Source organism: Pseudomonas fluorescens (assembly GCF_000802965.1).
Classification (GTDB): Bacteria; Pseudomonadota; Gammaproteobacteria; order Pseudomonadales; family Pseudomonadaceae; genus Aquipseudomonas; species Aquipseudomonas fluorescens_A.
In genome coordinates, this window is sequence record NZ_JSAK01000004.1 from 181,159 (window position 1) to 200,575 (window position 19,417).

Below are 19,417 nucleotides of genomic sequence, written 5' to 3' on the forward strand. Positions count from 1 at the left end.
CGCCAAATTGTTGAACAGGTGTTAAGCATACTGCCTCGTCGGGGAGGCGCAATACGCAATCCCGACCATACTTGCCTACTGCTCCTGATGCGTTCCCTCTGTTTTTGCACAGAGCCTCAAAACAAAAAGAGACCGACTCATGAAGTACGAACCTTTTGCCAAAACGCTGATTGCGACCTCGTTGGCGCTCAGCTGCCTCATGGCTCATGCGGCGTCCCTGGCCCCGGTCGCGGCCGAAAACGGCATGGTAGTCACCGCCCAGCATCTGGGCAGCGATGTCGGCGTGGATGTGCTCAAGAACGGCGGCAACGCCGTCGATGCCGCGGTCGCGGTGGGTTATGCGCTGGCCGTGGTGTATCCGGCGGCGGGTAACCTCGGTGGCGGCGGTTTCATGACCATTCAACTGGCCGACGGGCGCAAGACGTTCCTCGACTTCCGTGAAAAAGCCCCGCTGGCCGCCACCGCCGATATGTATCTGGACAAGGAAGGCAATGTCGTTCCAGACCTGAGCACGCGCGGCCACTTGGCCGTCGGCGTACCGGGCACCGTGTCCGGCATGGAACTGGCGCTATCGAAATACGGCACCAAACCGCGCAAGGAAGTGATCGCCCCGGCCATCAAACTGGCCGAAGACGGCTTCGTGCTGGAGCAGGGTGACGTCGAGTTGCTGGAGTACGCCACCGACGTGTTCAAGAAGGACATCAAGGATTCCGGCGCGATTTTCCTGAGTAACGGCGAGCCGATGCAGGTCGGGCAGAAACTGGTGCAGAAAGACCTCGGCAAAACCCTGCGGGAAATCTCCGAGAAGGGCGCCGACGGTTTCTACAAAGGCTGGGTGGCCGACGCCATCGTCACCTCAAGCCAGGCCAACAAAGGCATCATCACCCAGGCCGACCTCGACAAATACAAGACCCGCGAACTGGCGCCGATCGAGTGCGATTATCGGGGCTACCACGTGGTCTCGGCACCACCACCGAGCTCCGGCGGCGTGGTGATCTGCCAGATCATGAACATCCTCGAAGGCTATCCGATGAAGGATCTGGGCTACCACTCGGCCCAGGGCATGCACTATCAGATCGAAGCGATGCGCCACGCCTACGTGGACCGCAACAGCTACCTGGGCGACCCGGATTTCGTGAAAAACCCGATCGCCCATCTACTCGACAAAAACTACGCAACCAAGCTGCGCGAAGCGATCAGTCCGCAGAAGGCCGGGGTGTCCAAGGACCTCAAACCCGGCGTCGCGCCCCATGAAGGCAGCAACACCACCCATTACTCCATCGTCGACAAATGGGGTAACGCGGTGTCGGTGACCTACACCCTCAACGACTGGTTCGGTGCCGGGGTCATGGCCAGCAAGACCGGGGTCATCCTCAACGATGAAATGGACGACTTCACCTCGAAAATCGGCGTGCCCAACATGTACGGCCTGGTCCAGGGCGAGGCCAACGCCATCGCTCCCGGCAAGGCACCGCTGTCGTCCATGAGCCCGACCATCGTCACCAAGGACGGCAAAGTGGTGATGGTGGTCGGTACGCCCGGTGGCAGCCGCATCATCACCGCGACCTTGCTGACCATGCTCAACGTCATCGACTACGGCATGAACATCCAGGAAGCCGTCGATGCGCCGCGATTCCACCAGCAATGGCTGCCAGAGGAAACCAACCTGGAAACCTTCACCACCAGCCCGGACACGGTGAAGATCCTTGAAAGCTGGGGCCACAAGTTTGCCGGGCCGCAGGATGCCAACCACCTGGCGGCGATCCTGGTGGGGGCGCCGTCGCTAGACGGTAAACCGGTGGGCAAAAACCGTTTCTACGGCGCCAACGATCCACGGCGCAACACCGGTTTGTCGCTCGGTTATTGAGGGTTGTGTTTGGTTGGGGACGGACTTATGTTCGTCCCCTGATCCACTGACTTTTCAAGGAAGGAAGCATGACCACTGCATTGCTCATCATCGACGTCCAGCAGGCGCTGTGTTCTGGCGAGTACGAGTGCTTCGAGATCCAGCGCGTCATCGGCAACATCAACGACCTCAGCACCCGAGCGCGAAAGGCCGGGGTTGCGGTGGTGCTGATCCAGCATGAGGAAGCGGGCAGTCCGTTTGCGCATGAAGCGGCGGGCTGGCAACTGGCCGAGGGGCTGGAAACTTCGCCCAAGGATCATCGCGTGCGTAAAACCACTGGCGATTCGTTTTATCAGACCAACTTGCAGAAACTGTTGCCCGTTCAGGACTTCGAACGCTTGGTCATCTGTGGTCTGCAAACCGATTACTGCGTGAATGCAACCGTGCGTCAGGCGCATCTACTGGGCTATGACGTGGTGCTGGCATCTGACGCTCATTCCACGGTCGATAACGGCAACACGGCTGCCGAAGACATCATTACCGAACACAACAAGGATTGGGCACACCTGACCGGTTCGGTGGCGCGGATCGACATCGTCCCGACCAACAAAATCCACTTCTGAAACCAACCCGAACCTGTGGCGAGGTAGCTTGCTCCCGCTGGACTGCACAGCAGTCCTGCTTTTTTCAGGGATAAGCGGGGCCGCTACGCGCCCCAGCGGGAGCAAGCTCCCTCGCCACAGGTTTACTCGTCGCTCAAATCACGTAGCAAACAGCAAAATCCTTCGTCGCTCTCGGCGCGGTACAGTTGACGGAAATCCACGACGCTGAATACGATCCATCCTCAATAACGTCTACACTTGCAAATCAACCGTAGGAGCCACCTCGTAAATTGCTCGCAGGACTCCGGCTCCTGCAAAAGCGATTCTCACACTTCGACGGAGAGGGCAGCCTTTCATGGATGTTCTCGCTCTTCTTTACCAATACCTGTTCCGGTGGGTGATCGCGCCTGTCAGCGAGCAATTCCGTGGCTTATTCGACCTCAATGGCCGTCTCTGTCTCGCCTTTCTGTTCACGTCCTACGCCATCGCTTACGTGCTGTTCCGCTACCGGAAATCCCGCGAGCTGACTGACGCGCGCACTTTCTGGCAGTTCATCGGCGGCAACCGCGTGCATTTTCATCCCTCGGCGCTGCTGGATTACCGCTACTACTTCGTGCGCGCGATCCTCAAAGTCATGCTGGTGGTGCCCATCGTGGGGTGGGTGGACCCGTACGTGCTGCGCTCCGGCGACTACATCAGTTTTTTCACCCGGCTCTGGGGCGCGCGGGTGCAAGTGGAGGAGCATCTGGTGCTGTCGTTGCTCTACGGCCTGGGCGTGTTCGTGCTGCAAGACTTCATCCATTACTGGGCCCATCGCGCCTACCATTCGCGCTATTTGTGGGCCTTTCACAAAGTCCATCATTCGGCCCCGGTGCTGGTCCCCGTGACGGCTAGCCGGGTGCACTTTGTCGAGAAAATGATCGAGCGCCTGATCGACATCGTGTTCCTAGGTGCCTATGCCGGTGTGTTCTGGTACGCCTGTGGCGGCGAGATCAGCCGCTACACCTTGTTTGGCGTGACCTACATGGTATTCATCCTCAATGCCCTGGCCTCAAACCTGCGGCACAGCCATGTCTGGCTCTCGTTCGGGCCGGCGCTGGAGCATGTGCTGAACAGCCCGGCGCAGCATCAGGTCCACCACAGCGACGCGCCCCGGCATTTCAACAAGAACTTTGGCATCAACCTGTCTGTTTGGGACTGGATGTTCGGCACGCTGTACGTCACGCAATCGAAGCCTGAGGCTATTCGATTCGGTACGGGTGAAGCGGATCATCAGCGTTACCTGACCCTTTACAGCCTGATCGTTACGCCGTTTGTGGAAACAGCACACAAAGTTCTTGAGATCAAACGCCCGGAAGCGATTACGCCGTCAGGGGGTAACCCCGTAGGAGCCGGCTTGCTGGCGATGGCGGAGGGACAGTCGCCACAAATGTCGGCCGACGCGCCGCTATCGCCAGCAAGCCGGCTCCTACAGTGATGTGTTGATCAACGTTCGGGAAGGTTCCAGCGTTCGCGCAGCTGCTGGTATTGCGCCTCGGGCAATTGCACCAGCAGCGGGGATCGGCGGGGGTCGAGCCAGTTGAACAAGCGAGCGATATCCGCTGGGTCCATGGCCGTGCAGCCAAGGGTTGGGGCTGTGGGGCCGCGCCAGATGTGGAAGAAAATGCAAGAGCCGGCAGCGGGGGACGCCGGAGTGTTGTGCTTGATGACAATGCCCTGGCGATACAAATCATCACGGCGACGCATGCGCTCTGAGCTGTTCCAGTCTTTCGCCATCGTGGCGCCGTCGACCAGTTCGTTGTAACGCGTGGACTGAGGGTCATCCACGCATTCGATGGTCGGGCTGAGTGCGAGGTAGGGCAGGCGGGTTTGTGCTGAAGCGTCGTAGCCAAACGCTGTGCCCAGTTTGAACATCCCGGCAGGCGCTTTGCCGTCGCCTTCCTGCTTCACCGGCCCCTGAAGCTGCTCAGTGGCGAGTAATCCCTTGCCCCAGCCCATGCCGTTTTTTCCCAGCACTACCGCAAACGGCGCTTCGAACTTTCTGAACGTGCTGCCGTGCCGTTCGTAGCGCTGGGCAGTGGCCTCAATGTCATCCCAGTTTTTGCTGGTGACCACGATCAACTGGTCACTGTCGTCGAGCCCCTGAGCCATCGCGGCACCGTTTAGCAGGAGGACCAGAAACACGCAGATTCTGAGAAGTCTGTTCATGGCGCCAGCGGCGTAATGGGGAAATCCATGACCGTCTTCAAGGCTGGATCACGGGTATAGGTGAAATGCCACCACTCAGCCGAGTAACCGGTGAATCCTTCTTTTTCCATGGCGCTGTTGAGCCGCTGGCGATTTGCTTTGGCTGTGGCGTCGATCAGCGTCGAATCGGTATGCGCGCGCTCATCGAAGCAATCAAAACCGGTGCCCATGTCCACGGCGCCGTCATGCCAACGCTGGCCATAAGGCGCCGTGCAATCGACGGGCGTGGCTGAAGGCGTCCAGGTGTCGGCCGGCAGGGCATCCGGGCCGGTCATGGTCAGGTCCACGGTGCCGCCCCTGGAATGATTGGACACCCGCGCCACATAGCCCAGTCGCCAGAAGTCTTGCTTGTCCACCCGAGGATAAAACTCGGCCTTTCGCGGATCGCCCGGTTCCGTGGCGAAGCGTCCCATGTCCGCCACGGCGCGGCTGGGGCGATAGCAATCAAATACCTTCAAGCCATAGCCTTGCGCCTCAAGTGCCGTTTGCACCCGGGCGAGAGCCTTGGCGGCGTCCAGCGACAACATGCACTCCGGCGCCTTGTAACCATCGAGCGGGTGCCCGGTGAAGTTGTGGGCGCTGGCGTAGCGGATGTCTTGCTGGATATCCGGCGCGATCGTGCGCACATACACCATGTGTTCCGGTTTCGTTTCGGCGCTGACCAGGCACGGCAAAACAAGGCTTGAAAACAGCAGCAATGATCGAGTTGTACAGCGCATCGGGCCGCGCCTCCGCAAATCCATGACAAGTCACCCCATCATGGCTTGAAAGCGGCTTCACCTCCATGCAGTTGTTGATCGGCGTGATAGGACGAGCGCACCAGCGGCCCGGAAGCGACGTTCTTGAAGCCCATTCGCGCGCCTTCCTCGGCGAACCAGGCAAACACGTCCGGGTGCACGAAACGTTGCACTGGCAAGTGGCTGCGAGAGGGTTGCAGGTACTGGCCGAGGGTGAGCATGTCGATCTCGTGCTCGCGCATGCGCTGCATGACCTCGATGACTTCTTCGTCGGTTTCGCCAAGGCCCAGCATCAGGCCCGACTTGGTGGGCACATGCGGGACCGATTGCTTGAACTTCTGCAGCAAGTCCAGCGACCACTCGAAGTCCGAACCCGGTCGCGCGGCTTTGTACAGGCGCGGCACGGTTTCCAGATTGTGGTTGAACACGTCCGGCGGTTCGCTGGCGGTGATCGCCAGGGCCACGTCCATGCGCCCGCGATAATCCGGCACCAGGGTTTCCAGTTGAATGCCCGGCGACAGCTTGCGGATTTCCCGCAGGCAATCGACAAAGTGCTGCGCGCCGCCGTCGCGCAAATCATCGCGATCCACCGAGGTGATCACCACGTATTTAAGGCGTAGCTCGGCGATGGCCACAGCCAGGTTGCTCGGCTCGTTGACGTCCAGTGGTTTCGGGCGACCGTGGCCGACGTCGCAGAATGGGCAGCGACGGGTGCAGATGTCGCCCATGATCATGAACGTCGCCGTGCCTGCGGAAAAACACTCGCCGAGGTTCGGGCAGGAGGCTTCTTCGCAGACACTGTGCAGCTTGTGTTTGCGCAGCAATTGTTTGATGCGGTCGACCTCGGGGGAGATCGGCATGCGCACCCGAATCCAGTCGGGTTTGCGCGGGAATTCATCGGTGGGGATGATCTTCACCGGAATCCGCGCGACTTTTTCTGCACCGCGCAGTTTGGTGCCGACTTGCACTGTGTTCATAGGTTTCCCCAAGTTCTGTCAAACAAAATACGGACCTGGAGCAAGCTTGTTCGCGATCACGGTGCAACATTCAACATTGATGTCGACTGACACTGCGCTATCGCGAGCAAGCTTGCTCCTACAAGTTTGTGTGGTGCATTCAGTCGCGGTAGACCGGGAAATCGCTGCACATGGCCGCCACCTGCCGCGCTACCTGAGCCTCGACATCGGCATCGCCGAGGTGATCGAGGATGTCGCAGATCCAGCCCGCCAGTTCGATGCTCTGGGCTTCCTTGAATCCACGGCTGGTGATCGCCGGGGTGCCGATGCGCAAGCCTGATGTCACGAACGGCGATTGCGGATCGTTCGGCACCGCGTTCTTGTTCACGGTGATGCCGGCACGGCTGAGGGCGGCGTCGGCGTCCTTGCCGGTCAGGCCCTGGCGGATCAGGCTGACCAGGAACAGGTGGTTGTCGGTGCCACCGGACACCACGTCATAGCCACGGTCGATGAACACTTTGGCCATCGCCTGAGCGTTGCGGATCACTTGGGTCTGATAGGCCTTGAACGCCGGCTCCAGCGCTTCCTTAAAGCACACGGCCTTGGCGGCGATCACGTGCATCAGCGGGCCGCCCTGGCCGCCGGGGAACACGGCGGCGTTGAGTTTTTTCTCCAGTTCGGCATTGGCCTTGGCCAGGATCAGCCCGCCACGGGGACCGCGCAGGGTCTTGTGGGTCGTGGTGGTGACCACGTCGGCATAGGGCAGCGGATTCGGGTACAGACCGGTGGCCACCAGCCCGGCGACGTGGGCCATGTCGACGAACAGGTAAGCGCCGACCTTGTCGGCGATCTCCCGGAAGCGCGGGAAGTCCAGGGTCTTCGAGTAGGCGGAGAAACCGGCGATGATCATCTTCGGCTGGTGCTCGACCGCCAGACGCTCGACTTCGTCGTAGTCGATCAGGCCGGTGTCGGTGTCGATACCGTATTGCACCGCGTTGTAGAGCTTGCCGGAAAAACTCACCTTGGCGCCGTGGGTCAGGTGGCCGCCGTGGGCCAGGCTCATGCCGAGCACGGTGTCGCCGGCCTGCAGCAACGCCAGATAAACCGCGGCGTTGGCCTGGCTGCCGGAGTGCGGCTGGACGTTGGCGTAATCGGCGCCGAACAATTGCTTGGCGCGGTCGATGGCCAGTTGTTCGACCACATCGACATGCTCGCAGCCGCCGTAATAACGCTTGCCCGGATAGCCTTCGGCGTACTTGTTGGTCAGGCCGCTGCCTTGGGCTTCCATCACCCGTTGGCTGGTGTAGTTTTCCGAAGCGATCAGTTCGATGTGGTGTTCCTGCCGCGCATCCTCGGCGTTGATCGCCGCCAGCAGTTCGTCGTCGTAGCCTTTGATCTGGTCCTGCTTGCTAAAGAAGGTGCTGAACATAGTGGGGGCCTTTTGTGGATTCAGGAAATGCGTAAGGGGGGCTTCAAGCGTCGGCGTGTTCTGCGGTCAGGCGTTGATAGGCGTCTTGATCCATCAAGTCGCTCATGGCCTCGACATCGACCGGTTTGAAGCGAAAGAACCAGCCTTCGCCCAATGGGTCTTCGTTGACCAGTTCCGGGGTGTCCTCGAGCGTCGCGTTGATCTCGACCACTTCGCCGTCCAGTGGCATGCCGATGCTGCTGGCAGCTTTCACCGACTCCAGCACCGACACTTGCGCACCCGTGTCGAAGCTGCCGACCTCAGGCACTTGTACAAACACCACATCGCCCAACGCCTGCTGGGCAAACTCGGTGATGCCGACCGTGACCAGGCCATTGCTTTCAAGGCGCAACCATTCGTGATCAACGGTGAAACGCAATTCGCTCATATCAACTCCTTATTGTTTTTTACGCTCGCGGCAGGCGGCGAGCGGGGTTGGAGGAGTGATAGCAAGGGTGGTGCCAAGGTTGATTAATTGTTGTAATTCAATGGCTTGAAGTTATTTTGTGAGGTGCGAGAGATCTCATCCGTATTGAAATCAATACAGGCAAGCAGGGTTGCGGGCGCAGGTGCGGTAATTGCTGCGGGGAACGGTTTGTCTTGATTTCGCTACGCTGTATCGATTTGCATACGACGAATTCAGCAACCACACCAATCCCCTGTGGGAGCGAGCCTGCTCGCGATTGCGGTGTGACAGGCAAAATTGATATCGACTGACACGGCCTCATCGCGAGCAGGCTCGCTCCCACAGGGGGCATGTGTTGTCGGTGAAAATGTGTTCTGGCTGAGGATCAGGGCTTGGCCGGAATCCCGTACTTGCGCAACCGAATGGCGATGGCGCTGTGGGAGGTTTGCAATCGTGCCGCGAGCAAGCGGCTGGACGGATAGCTGCGATACAGCTTCTCCAGCAGGTTCTTTTCAAACCCTTCGACTGCATCCTCCAGGCTACCCACCTCACCATCGTTCTGCCGCTCTACAGCGGTTCTGGCAATGTCGAGATCGTCCAGGTCCACCAGCGGGTTTTCGCAAATCGCCGCCGCGCGAAAGATCACGTTTTGCAATTGCCTCACGTTGCCCGGCCAGCGGTTGCCGAGCAGGGCGGGGAAGGTGCTGGGTGCCAGGCGGCAGACCGGGCGCTGGATCTGCGCGCAGGCTTGCTGCATGAAGTGCTGGGCCATCAACAGGATGTCGTGACCGCGTTCGCGCAACGGCGGCACTTGCAGGTTGAGCACGTTGAGGCGGTAGAACAGGTCTTCGCGAAAGTGACCTTCGCTGACCATTTTTTCCAGGTCGCGGTGGGTTGCGCTGAGGATCCGTACGTTGACCTTCACCTCACGGTCACCCCCCACGCGACGGAAGCAACCATCGCTCAAAAAGCGCAGCAATTTGGCCTGCAAGTACGGCGACATTTCCCCCACTTCATCGAGAAACACCGTGCCCTGATCGGCCAGTTCCAGCAGGCCGAGCTTGCCGCCCCGTTGCGCGCCGGTGAACGCACCGGGGGCGTAGCCGAACAGTTCGCTCTCGGCCAGGCTTTCCGGCAGCGCCGCGCAGTTCAAGGCCAGGAACGGCTTTTCATGGCGCCCGCTGATCGCATGACAAGCGCGGGCCACCAGTTCCTTGCCGGTGCCGGTTTCACCCTGGATCAGCAGCGGCGCATCGAGGGCCGCCACCCGCTGAGCCCGGGCCTTCAGCGCACGGATCGGCGGCGATTCGCCCAACAGCGCATCGAAGCCTTCGGCGTGATCGTGATGCAGTGCCGACAGGCGTTCGCCGATGCGGTTCGGTTGATACAGGGTGAGCAGGGCGCCGGCATCGGTGATCGGCATGGCGTCGAGCAAAAAGGTGTGGCCGCCGAGGCTGACTTCGCGCATCGGCAAGCGGAAGCCGTGGGCGATCAGTGTGGGTTGCAAATCGGCATCATCGAACAGCGCGGACAGCGATTCTCCGGCCGGTTCGCGACCGCACAGCGCGATCAGCGCCGGGTTGGCCAGCAACACATGACCGCGATCATCCACCGCCAGTACCGGGTCGGAACTGGCCGCGAGCAAGGCATCCAGTTGCAGGCGCCGGCGCTGGCCCGGAAGGATGTCGACCATGGTCACCGCTTGCACGCCTTGCACGCCGAACAGGGCCTCGCGCAACTCTTCCAGCACCTCGGCACCGAGGGTTGGCGCATCGATGTAAACGTTCGGTGGCACCATCTCCACGGCGTCCAGGTTGAAGCTGCGTCCGCCGAGCAGGGCCAGGACTTCTTGGGTGATGCCGACGCGGTCGATGAAGGTAACGTGGATGCGCATGACGAGCCTGCAAGATGGGCGAACTGAAATCAGTATGCAGGGCGAAATTTGAATTTGGCGAGCGTCACGTTATGCCTGCCCGGATTTACGGGCACTGGCGGCCAGGTCTTCGAGGAATGCCTGGAGGATCGGCGGCGGCGCAACGCCGCGTCGGGTGATCACGTCGAACGGCGATTTCAGACGCAGGCTGGCCGGCGCCAATTGGTGCATCTCGCCACTCTTGACCCATTGCGCAGCGAAGTGCTCAGGCAGAAAACCCAGGTAGGCGCCGGAGATGATCAGGATCGCCGTGGCTTCGATGTTGTCCACGGTGGCCGCCGCTTTGCTCACGCCCAAGTGTTCGAGGTCGTATTGCTGCATGTAGCCACGCACCACGATCCGCCCCGCAGCGACTTCTTCGAGCAGTTCCTCGCCCTCGGCAAGGCTCCCGTACAACGGGTGCCGCCGCCCGCAATACAAGCCCAGGGCTTCCTGATACAGCGGTGATTGCAGCAGGCCCGGGACATGGATCGGGAAGTGCCCGATGGCCAGGTGCAAGCGGCCGTCGAGCACCCGTTCTTCCAGCTCGGCGGGGGTGCCGACGTAGACGTTGAGGTGTACATCGTGCCCGCGCGATACGAAGCGTTGAGTAGTGCGCGGGATCGGCGAGTCCGGGTCGGTAATCGTCGTGTCGATGATCCCAAGGTTGAGCTTGCCGCTGATGTGCTGCTTGAGTACGTCGGCGTCCATGCAGAAGTTTTCCACCGCCGAGAGCAGGCGCTGAGTGGCTTCATGGATCGCCACGCCTTGTTCGGTCAGGCGAAAGCCGCTGCGCCCGCGTTGGCAGAGTTTGACCCCGAGCCGGGTTTCCAGGTGGGTCATTTGTTCGCTGATGGTCGACTGGCCGGCGTTCAACGCCGCTTGCGCGGCCGAGAAGCCGCCGCAGCGGACGATCGTGGCAAATACCCGAAGTAGCTTCAGGTCGACATCGTGCAGTTGAATCACCTTGGATCTCCCGCGTGTGGATGCATCGGCAATGCCGATATGAGTATCTGATGTTTAGCATTTTTTCCACGAAAAGCTGCGCCCATAGTCTTTTCAACGGCGGTCGCCTTGCAGTCCGTCAAGCCGATAACAAGAAGTGGAGAGGCTAGAAATGTCGAACAACGGTTATGAGTCCGGTCGTCTGAACCTGCCATTCGTGGGTCATTGCACCTTTGGCAAATCCCCGGTGTGCACCGATTGGGATGCCCTGGATGCCGACGTTGCGGTGCTCGGTGTGCCCAACGACATGGGCACCCAATGGCGCTCCGGCGCACGTTTCGGACCACGCGGGATTCGCGAGGCATCGACGCTGTTTTCCTTCGGCCATGCTGGCGCCTACGACCACGAAGACGACGTCATGTACCTGACTGCTTCAGACCTGCGCATGGTCGACGTCGGTGATGCCGACATCGTCCACACCGATATGGAAACCAGTAACAAGAACACCGAATACGCCGTGCGCAAGATCCTCGACGCCGGTGTGATGCCAGTGGTACTCGGTGGCGATCACTCGGTGCATGCCCCGGTGATCAAGGCCTTTGAAGGCCGCGGCCCGATCCACATTATCCACTTCGATGCGCACCTGGATTTCGTCGACGAGCGCCACGGCGTGCGCTACGGCCACGGCAACCCGCTGCGCCGTGCCTCGGAAATGAACCACATTGTCGGCATGACCCAAATGGGCATCCGCAACGTCTCGTCGTCCAACCGCGACGACTATGAAGCGGCCCACGAAGCCGGCTCGAAAATCCTCTCGGTGCGCGACGTACGCCGCCTCGGCGTCGACGGTGTACTGGCGCTGATCCCGCAGAACATCAACTACTACATCACCATCGACATCGACGGTTTCGACCCGTCCATCGCCCCCGGCACCGGCACCCCGAGCCACGGCGGCTTCCTCTACTACGAAGTGCTGGAAATCATCCAGGCCCTGGCCAAGCGCAGCAAAGGCAACATCGTCGGCATGGACCTGGTGGAGGTTGCACCGGTGTACGACCCGACCGGCATGACCTCGATCCTCGCCGCGCAATTACTGCTCAACAGCATCGGTTTCATCTTCCACGAGCGGGGCAAGGTGCGGGCGGCTGCCGAGAGCGAATCCATTCCAGCCTGATCATCGAAACCACAAGACCCGGCAGCACCTGACTGCCGGGCAGAGAGAATAAAAATGGACACGATCGTCAAAAGTTACCTGCAGAAATTCGGCGTCTCCGAAGCCACCCAGACCTTCCTCAGCAAGGTCCAGAAAATGTTCATCGGCGGTGCCTGGGTCGACGCCAGCGACGGCCAGACTTCCGATGTGATCGAGCCGTCCACCGAAGGCCTGATCACCCGCATTCCCATGGGCACCACCGATGACCTGGACCGCGCGGTGCAGGCGGCCCGCGCGCAGTTCGACGGCGGCGAATGGAGTCAGGCCAAACCGGCGCAACGCGAGCGCATGATGCAGCGCCTGGCGGATCTGATCGAACAGAACGCCGCCGAATTGGCGGAAATTGAATCGATCGACATGGGCAAGTCGGTGGCCTTCGCCAAGGATGTCGATATCCAGGGCACCGTCGATACCCTGCGTTACTTCGCCGGTTGGGCGACCAAGCTCCACGGCCGTACCGTCGAGCCGTCGCTGCCGGGCAATTACCTGGCCTATACCCGCAAGGAAGCGGTGGGTGTGGTCGGCGCCATCGTGCCGTGGAACTTCCCGTTGCAGACCATGGCCTGGAAACTCGGCGCGGCGTTGGCCACCGGTTGCACTGTGGTGGTGAAACCCGCTGAACTGACTTCGCTGTCGGCCCTGCGTTTTGCCGAATTGGTGCAGGAAGCGGGCATCCCTGACGGCGTGATCAACATCGTCACCGGGCGCGGCAGTGTGGTCGGCGCAGCCATGGCTACGCACCCCGGCATCGACAAACTGACCTTCACCGGATCGACGCCCGTGGGCGTCACCGTCGGCCGCGCAGCGCTGGACGAAATGAAGCGACTAACCCTCGAACTCGGAGGAAAATCACCGGTAATCGTGTTCGCCGATGCGGACATTGCGGCCGCTGCGCGAGCGGTGGCCAACGGCGTGTTCTTCAACTCGGGCCAGGTGTGCGACGCCGGTACGCGGGCTTACATTCATCGCAGTGTCTACGACGAATTCCTGCGCGAACTGATCGCCTACACCCGGACCTTGAAGATCGCGCCCGGCCTGGATCCGGATTGCTTCATCGGCCCGCTGGTCTCGGCCCTGCAAAAACAGCGCGTGACCGAGTACATCGAGACCGGCAAGCAGGAAGGCGCCGAGCTGGTGTATGGCGGCCAACCGGTCGATGGCCCTGGCTTCTTCGTCGAGCCGACCATCTTCGCCCATTGCCGCAACGACATGCGCATCGTCCAGGAAGAGATCTTCGGCCCGGTGCTGGTCACCGCGCCGTTCGATGATGAGGAAGAGGCGCTGGCCCTGGCCAATGACTCGGTCTTCGGCCTGGCGGCGGCACTCTATTCCAATGACCTTGGAAAGGTGCACAGCCTGATCCCACGGTTGAAGGCGGGCTCGGTCTACGTCAACGCCCACGGCACCCTGGACCCGTCGATGCCGTTTGGTGGCTACAAACAGTCCGGGTTCGGCAAGGATTTGGGCGCGGAGCAGCTTGATTACCTGCTCGAGACCAAAGCGGTGTGGATCACGCTGCCCTGATAGCCGACCACGGCCCCTGTAGGAGCTGCCGCAGGCTGCGATCTTTTGATCTTGCTTGTAAAAAACAAAAGATCGCAGCCTGCGGCAGTTCCTACAGGGACAGCATTCGGCATGAAGAATCAGCAACGGCAAGGAGGCAAAAGGGACACCTGTGGCGAGGGAGCTTGCTCCCGCTGGGTCGCGAAGCGGCCCCCAAAAAAGCGGGACCGCTACGCGCTCCAGCGGGAGCAAGCTCCCTCGCCACAGAGCCCGAAAGAATGCGGTTTTTTCGTCATGATCTTCCAACAATAAGAGTCCATCATGAACACTAACGCCAAGTCCGCCCCGAGCGTGTCGGTCCTCGATGACAGTAGCGTCGTGGAAAGCCATTCGATCGATTTCATCCCTGAGAGCGAGCGCTCCGACAAACTGTCGAGCCAGGGCCCGTTCTGGTTTCTCGGCAACTTCACCTTCTTCACCATGACCATCGGCTTCGTCGGCCCAAGCGTCGGCTTGACCGCACTTTGGACCACCCTGGCCGGCACGCTGGGCATCATGTTCGGCACGCTGTTCATGGCGTTTCATGGTTCCCAGGGCCCGCACCTGGGCTTGCCACAAATGATCCAGTCCCGTGCGCAGTTCGGCTATCGCGGTGTGATCCTGGTGCTGTTGGCGACGCTGTTTGTGTTCGCCGGTTTCAACATCGTCAACCTGGTGTTGATGATGCAGGGCCTGCATACGCTATTCGGGTTCCACCCCTGGGCAATCGCGGTAGCGGTGACGATACCGGCCGCCGTGCTGGCGATCCTCGGCCATGACTGGATGCACCGCAGCTTCAAATGGGCGTTGTACCTGTCGTTGCCGCTTTACGGTCTGGTGACGCTGGCGGTGCTCATGGGCTGGGTGCCCGACGCCGTGTTGCCGGCGCTCGCCGAGGGCGAAGTGGCCCCGGCACCGCTGGGTTTCAACTGGACCGGTTTCATCGCCCAGTTCGCGGCGGCGGCCAGTTACAACATTGCCTACGCGCCTTATGTCTCCGACTACTCGCGTTACCTGCCGAAAAACACCTCAAGCGGCAAACTGATTGCGGTGGTTTTCCTCGGCGCCTCGTTGTCCGGCGCGTGGATGATTTCCGTGGGCGGCTGGCTGGCCGATCACCTGCATTCCACTGACGTGCTGGTGGCCCTCGGGCAAGTCGGCAATACCGTGTCGCCGCTGATGGGCACGGCGGTGGTAGTGGTCACGATCCTGGCGTTCCTGCCGGTAATCGCGATGAACATCTACAGCGCCAAGCTGACCACGCTGACCTGTGTCGACTCGATCAAGCACATCGAACCCACCCGCAAGGCGCGCATCCTCGCCATCGCCTTCGTGATCCTGCTGCAACTGGGTGTGGCCCTGAGCATCCAGAGTTCCGGCAAAGGCCTGTCGGTGCTCGGCATCTACCTGGTGGTGATGCTGTACTTCCTGGTGCCCTGGACCTCGGTCAACCTCACCGACTATTTCTTCGTGCGCAAGGGCCGCTACGCCATCCCGCATTTCTTCATGCCCCACGGCAACATCTACGGCAGCTGGGGCCTGCGTGGCATCGCCGCGTATGCCATCGGCTTTATCTCGATGATCCCGTTCTTCTACATCTTCGATGGCGTCGAGCAGCGCGAGGTGTATGTCGGCCCGCTGGCCAAGGCGCTTGGCAGCATCGACATCGCCTGGCTCGTCGGCCTGATCGTCTCGGGCGTGGCGTACTACTGGCTGAGTCGCTCGATCGACCTCAAGGCCGAAGAAGTCGTCATCCAGCACATCGAAAAAACCTGTCCGCAGTACACCACCGGTGACTCATTGACCAAACCCTCGATGCCCGTTTTCAGCGAATCGGCGGTCCGGAGATAAATCATGGCAACGCAAAAATACGACTACATCATCATCGGCGCAGGCTCGGCAGGTTGTGTGTTGGCCAACCGCCTGAGCGAAAACCCGGCCAACTCGGTGTTGGTCCTGGAATTCGGTGGCAGCGACAAGAGCGTGGTGATCCAGATGCCAAGCGCGTTCTCGATCCCGATGAACACCAAGAAGTACAACTGGCGCTACGAAACCGAACCGGAACTGTTCCTCAACAACCGGCGCATTCACTGCCCGCGCGGCAAGGTGTTAGGTGGCTCGTCGTCGATCAACGGTCTGGTCTATATCCGTGGCCACGCCTATGACTTCGACGAGTGGGAATCCCTCGGCGCGCAGGGTTGGGGCTACAAGAATTGCCTGCCGTACTTCAAGCGCGCTGAAAGCTTCGAGTCCGGCGGTGACAGCTATCGCGGGCAAACCGGGCCGCTGCACACCACCAACGGCAACCACATGAAAAATCCGTTGTACGGTGCCTGGGTTGAGGCGGGCGCAGAAGCCGGTTACATCAAGACCGACGACTGCAACGGCTTCATGCAGGAAGGTTTTGGCGCCATGCACATGACCGTGAAAAACGGTGTGCGCTGTTCAACCGCCAACGCCTACTTGCGCCCGGCCATGGGCCGTCCGAACCTGACCGTGATCACCCACGCGATGACTCGCCAGGTGATCCTCGAAGGCAAGCGCGCCGTGGGCATCATCTATGACCACGGTGGCCAGACCCACGAGGTCTATTGCAACAAGGAAGTGCTGATTTCGTCCGGGCCGATCGGTTCGCCGCACCTGCTGCAACGCTCCGGCATCGGTCCGGCCGAGGTCCTGCGCAAGGCTGGGATCGGCGTGCGGCATGACCTGCCGGGAGTCGGGGAGAACCTGCAGGACCACGCCGAGGTGTACATCCAGTTCGGCTGTAAGGAACCGGTGACCCTCAACAGTAAAATGGACCCGCTGAGCAAACTGATGATCGGTTTGCGCTGGCTGCTGTTCAAGGATGGTCTGGGTGCCACCAACCACTTCGAGGCGGGTGGTTTTATCCGCTCCGACAAGGGCCTGCGCTGGCCTGATATTCAGTTCCACTTCCTGCCTGCCGCCATGCGCTATGACGGTAACAAGCCGATCAAGGGCCACGGTTTCATGGTGCTCACCGGGCCGAACAAACCGAAGAGCCGCGGCTACGTGCGCGTGCGCTCGGCCGACCCTTACGAGCATCCGGAAATCCGCTTCAATTACCTGCAACGGGAAGAGGACCGCGAAGGCTTCCGTCGCTGCATCCGCCTGACCCGCGAGATCATCGGCCAGAAAGCCATGGACCGCTTCCGCGACGGCGAAATCGCCCCCGGGGCGCATGTGACCAGTGATGAAGACCTCGATGCGTTCGTGCGCGAAAACCTCGAGAGTACCTATCACCCTTGCGGTTCGTGCCGCATGGGCGAGGACGACATGGCGGTGGTGGATTCCGAATTGCGCGTGCGCGGCATCGCCGGGCTGCGGGTGATCGACTCCTCGGTGTTCCCGACCGAGCCGAACGGCAACCTCAACGCACCGACCATCATGCTTGCCGAACGGGCATCGGACCTGGTGCTCGGGCGCAATATGCTGCCGGCAGCGGATGTGCCGGTGGGGTTGGTCGAAGATTGGGAAAACAGCCAGCGCTCGACGTTGCCGGGGCGTAACGTGCGGGTGTGATAAAAGCAAAAGATCGCAGCCTGCGGCAGCTCCTTCAGGGGAATGCATTCCAAGTGTTTCTTTGTAGGAGCTGCCGCAGGCTGCGATCTTTTGATCTTCCGATCTTGGGCTAGGCTGTAAATCCTTGAGACCGCAATGGAGCACCTTCATGGCTATCCAGGCCCTGCGTGCCGACGCTTCACATATCGACAAAATCGCCCCGTTATTCGACGCCTACCGAGGCTTCTACGGCCAGCCGTCGAACCTGCCGCAATCCCGCGATTTCATCGCCGAACGCATCGCCCGCGACGAATCAGTGATCTTCTACGTCGAGGACACTGACGGCGAAGCGCTGGGTTTCGTGCAGATGTTCCCGACCTTTTCCTCCATCGACGCGCACCGTACCTGGCTGCTCGGCGACCTGTTCACCACGCCCGCCGCCCGGGGCAAAGGGGTCGGCACGCTGCTGATGAACACCGCCCGCGACTTTGCCCGGTTGATGGGCGCCAAAGGCATGACGCTGGAAACCGCCACCGACAACCACAGTGCGCAGCGTTTGTATGAGTCGTTAGGTTATGTGCGTGATCCGGGTTACTACACCTACTGCCTGGAGCTGAAGCAAGGCTAGGTGGTCTGGGTATCACTTAATATGCCGAGCACGGCCCTCGTAGGAGCCGGCTTGCTGGCGATGGTCGTTAACGATGACGCGTGTGGACTGGTCGAACGCGGTGTACTTGAGTCCATCGCCAGCAAGCCGGCTCCTACAAAGGATCGTGCCTTTGAGGCGAGGGCCGGGCAGTTTTCAGTCCCGACGCGAACTGCGCCTCGCCACGCCGGCGACACTGACGGGCGAGAGAGGACGACCGACTTCCGCCTCGGCGTGAGGAACAAAACCCTGCACGCCGGGGATCGACAAGGTTTCTCCCAGTTCCAGCGCGCACATCAGCACGAATCCAACCAGCAGTAAGCCGCAGGATTTCATCAAGAGGTTCATTGGCTTTCTCCTCGCACAAAGTTGCTTGGCAAGTCTTCAGCGTTGGGCAGGTCTTTCAGATCGATTTTCCCGGCATTGGTCGAGTTGGTGAAGGTGAAATCAGAAGAGGCTGCGGCATCGCCACTTTTAAAGTCGCTGAGTTGAATGCTGTACTGCGGACTGCCCGCGATGGTTTTTGAAGTGATGACATAACGGCAAGGGTAGGGGCGGTCGCCCTGGGCGATCCATATTTGCCAATCAACATCCTTCTTCCTGAACGCCAGATGATCGCATTCGGTGCCGCCGATAACGCCACTTCCCAGATCCTTGATGTCGTTCACGTCTGCCATCAAACCATCCTGGGGGTTGGACATGAACAGGTCGGCGCCGGGCAGTGGCCTGTTGTATTTGTCCTTTAACTCATCGAGCAGATGGTCAACCGTGCCCGGGACTTCGACCTGCGTGTAGATGTTTTTGCCTTTGCCCAACAACGTAAGGGTCTTGCCATCAAACACCATCTCGATGTCGGCAAAGCCACTGGCGCGCGAACTGCGCAGCTTGTCAGGCCGGTTGATGGTGACAGTGCCGGAACCGGCCAAGGCCAGTCGTTGCTGATCTTTGGTGACCACTTCAAGGATGGTGTCGTAGTTGAACGATATGTTTTTTTGCGCTGACATATAGTCGGACATGGTCTTGATCAAACTTTTGGCATACGCCTCATCGGCGTGTGCCGCAGTCGCTGTGCCAAGTCCGATGATCAAAGCAATGCCCGCTCCAGTGACGCGGGTTAAAGCGCTTTCGAGCAACTTTGGGGCGATCTTTTCCATGGCAGGTCACCGCTATCAAGAATGCCGGATTGGCAATGCGGACCTATAACGCTAGTCCCATCAACAGCAGTTCGCCTTGTATTGGCTGACCATTCATCTGAGGTTTTAGTCCGTTATTCCTCCCATTTCCGAATAATACAAATGCCACCCGATCAGTTAAACCAGACAGTGAACCTGTGGCGAGGGAGCTTGCTCCCGCTGGGTCGCGAAGCGGCCCCCAA

At 60.3% G+C, this 19,417-nt stretch carries 17 protein-coding genes; 8 read left to right on the forward strand and 9 right to left on the reverse strand.

Features of this window, described 5'->3' with window-relative positions:
* Positions 1-139 precede the first annotated feature (139 nt).
* From ggt to NL64_RS04455, 3 genes are all read left to right on the forward strand, one after another.
* Positions 140-1,867, forward strand: a complete 1,728-nt coding sequence (ggt, locus tag NL64_RS04445; protein WP_034146942.1) for a gamma-glutamyltransferase — start codon at positions 140-142, stop codon at positions 1,865-1,867.
* A 68-nt stretch (positions 1,868-1,935) separates the two neighbouring features.
* The gene (locus NL64_RS04450) at positions 1,936-2,469 is read left to right on the forward strand and encodes a cysteine hydrolase family protein (protein WP_034146943.1); all 534 of its coding nucleotides are present in this window, start codon (positions 1,936-1,938) and stop codon (positions 2,467-2,469) included.
* Positions 2,470-2,803: 334 nt separating this feature from the next.
* Positions 2,804-3,925 (forward strand): sterol desaturase family protein, encoded by a 1,122-nt coding sequence (locus NL64_RS04455; protein ID WP_080757852.1) that lies wholly within the window; start codon positions 2,804-2,806, stop codon positions 3,923-3,925.
* 8 nt (positions 3,926-3,933) lie between these two features.
* Here the strand turns inward: NL64_RS04455 and NL64_RS04460 are convergent, their stop codons facing one another.
* The 7 genes from NL64_RS04460 to NL64_RS04490 all read right to left on the reverse strand — a co-directional run bounded on the left by NL64_RS04460 (position 3,934) and on the right by NL64_RS04490 (position 11,140).
* On the reverse strand, positions 3,934-4,656 hold the full coding sequence (locus NL64_RS04460; RefSeq protein WP_034146944.1) for a L,D-transpeptidase family protein: 723 nt from the start codon (positions 4,654-4,656) through the stop codon (positions 3,934-3,936).
* Positions 4,653-5,414, reverse strand: coding sequence for a M15 family metallopeptidase (locus NL64_RS04465; RefSeq protein WP_034146945.1), 762 nt, complete (start codon positions 5,412-5,414; stop codon positions 4,653-4,655). Before NL64_RS04465 ends, NL64_RS04460 begins: the two co-directional genes overlap by 4 nt.
* Positions 5,415-5,452: 38 nt before the next feature.
* Positions 5,453-6,409, reverse strand: coding sequence for a lipoyl synthase (gene lipA / locus NL64_RS04470; protein WP_034146946.1), 957 nt, complete (start codon positions 6,407-6,409; stop codon positions 5,453-5,455).
* A 139-nt stretch (positions 6,410-6,548) separates the two neighbouring features.
* Positions 6,549-7,817, reverse strand: coding sequence for a serine hydroxymethyltransferase (glyA, locus tag NL64_RS04475; protein WP_034146947.1), 1,269 nt, complete (start codon positions 7,815-7,817; stop codon positions 6,549-6,551).
* Positions 7,818-7,860: 43 nt separating this feature from the next.
* Entirely contained in the window at positions 7,861-8,244 is a 384-nt protein-coding gene (gene gcvH, locus NL64_RS04480) for a glycine cleavage system protein GcvH (protein ID WP_034146948.1), read from the reverse strand.
* 403 nt (positions 8,245-8,647) lie between these two features.
* Positions 8,648-10,156, reverse strand: a complete 1,509-nt coding sequence (locus NL64_RS04485) for a sigma-54-dependent transcriptional regulator (RefSeq protein WP_034146949.1) — start codon at positions 10,154-10,156, stop codon at positions 8,648-8,650.
* 69 nt (positions 10,157-10,225) lie between these two features.
* Positions 10,226-11,140 carry a LysR family transcriptional regulator gene (locus NL64_RS04490; RefSeq protein WP_034146950.1) on the reverse strand — a complete coding sequence of 305 codons (915 nt, stop codon included), beginning with the start codon at positions 11,138-11,140 and terminating at the stop codon, positions 10,226-10,228.
* 151 nt (positions 11,141-11,291) lie between these two features.
* Here NL64_RS04490 and speB point away from each other — a divergent pair, with 151 nt between their 5' ends.
* The 5 genes from speB (at position 11,292) to NL64_RS04515 (ending at position 18,024) form a co-directional block, all read left to right on the forward strand.
* Positions 11,292-12,293 (forward strand): agmatinase, encoded by a 1,002-nt coding sequence (gene speB, locus NL64_RS04495; protein WP_034146951.1) that lies wholly within the window; start codon positions 11,292-11,294, stop codon positions 12,291-12,293.
* Between the two features lie 54 nt (positions 12,294-12,347).
* Positions 12,348-13,856 carry an aldehyde dehydrogenase family protein gene (locus NL64_RS04500; RefSeq protein ID WP_034146952.1) on the forward strand — a complete coding sequence of 503 codons (1,509 nt, stop codon included), beginning with the start codon at positions 12,348-12,350 and terminating at the stop codon, positions 13,854-13,856.
* A 300-nt stretch (positions 13,857-14,156) separates the two neighbouring features.
* Complete coding sequence (locus tag NL64_RS04505; RefSeq protein ID WP_034146953.1) at positions 14,157-15,725, forward strand: purine-cytosine permease family protein; 1,569 nt, start codon at positions 14,157-14,159, stop codon at positions 15,723-15,725.
* A 3-nt stretch (positions 15,726-15,728) separates the two neighbouring features.
* Positions 15,729-17,417 (forward strand): choline dehydrogenase, encoded by a 1,689-nt coding sequence (betA, locus tag NL64_RS04510; RefSeq protein WP_034146954.1) that lies wholly within the window; start codon positions 15,729-15,731, stop codon positions 17,415-17,417.
* A gap of 148 nt (positions 17,418-17,565) precedes the next feature.
* Positions 17,566-18,024, forward strand: coding sequence for a GNAT family N-acetyltransferase (locus NL64_RS04515; RefSeq protein ID WP_034146955.1), 459 nt, complete (start codon positions 17,566-17,568; stop codon positions 18,022-18,024).
* Positions 18,025-18,198: 174 nt separating this feature from the next.
* On the opposite strand, the gene NL64_RS29335 is transcribed toward NL64_RS04515, so the two are convergent.
* Positions 18,199-18,390 (reverse strand): hypothetical protein, encoded by a 192-nt coding sequence (locus NL64_RS29335; protein ID WP_080757854.1) that lies wholly within the window; start codon positions 18,388-18,390, stop codon positions 18,199-18,201.
* Positions 18,387-19,196, reverse strand: a complete 810-nt coding sequence (locus NL64_RS04525; RefSeq protein ID WP_034146957.1) for a DUF2092 domain-containing protein — start codon at positions 19,194-19,196, stop codon at positions 18,387-18,389. Before NL64_RS04525 ends, NL64_RS29335 begins: the two co-directional genes overlap by 4 nt.
* Between the last annotated feature and the right edge of the window lie 221 nt (positions 19,197-19,417).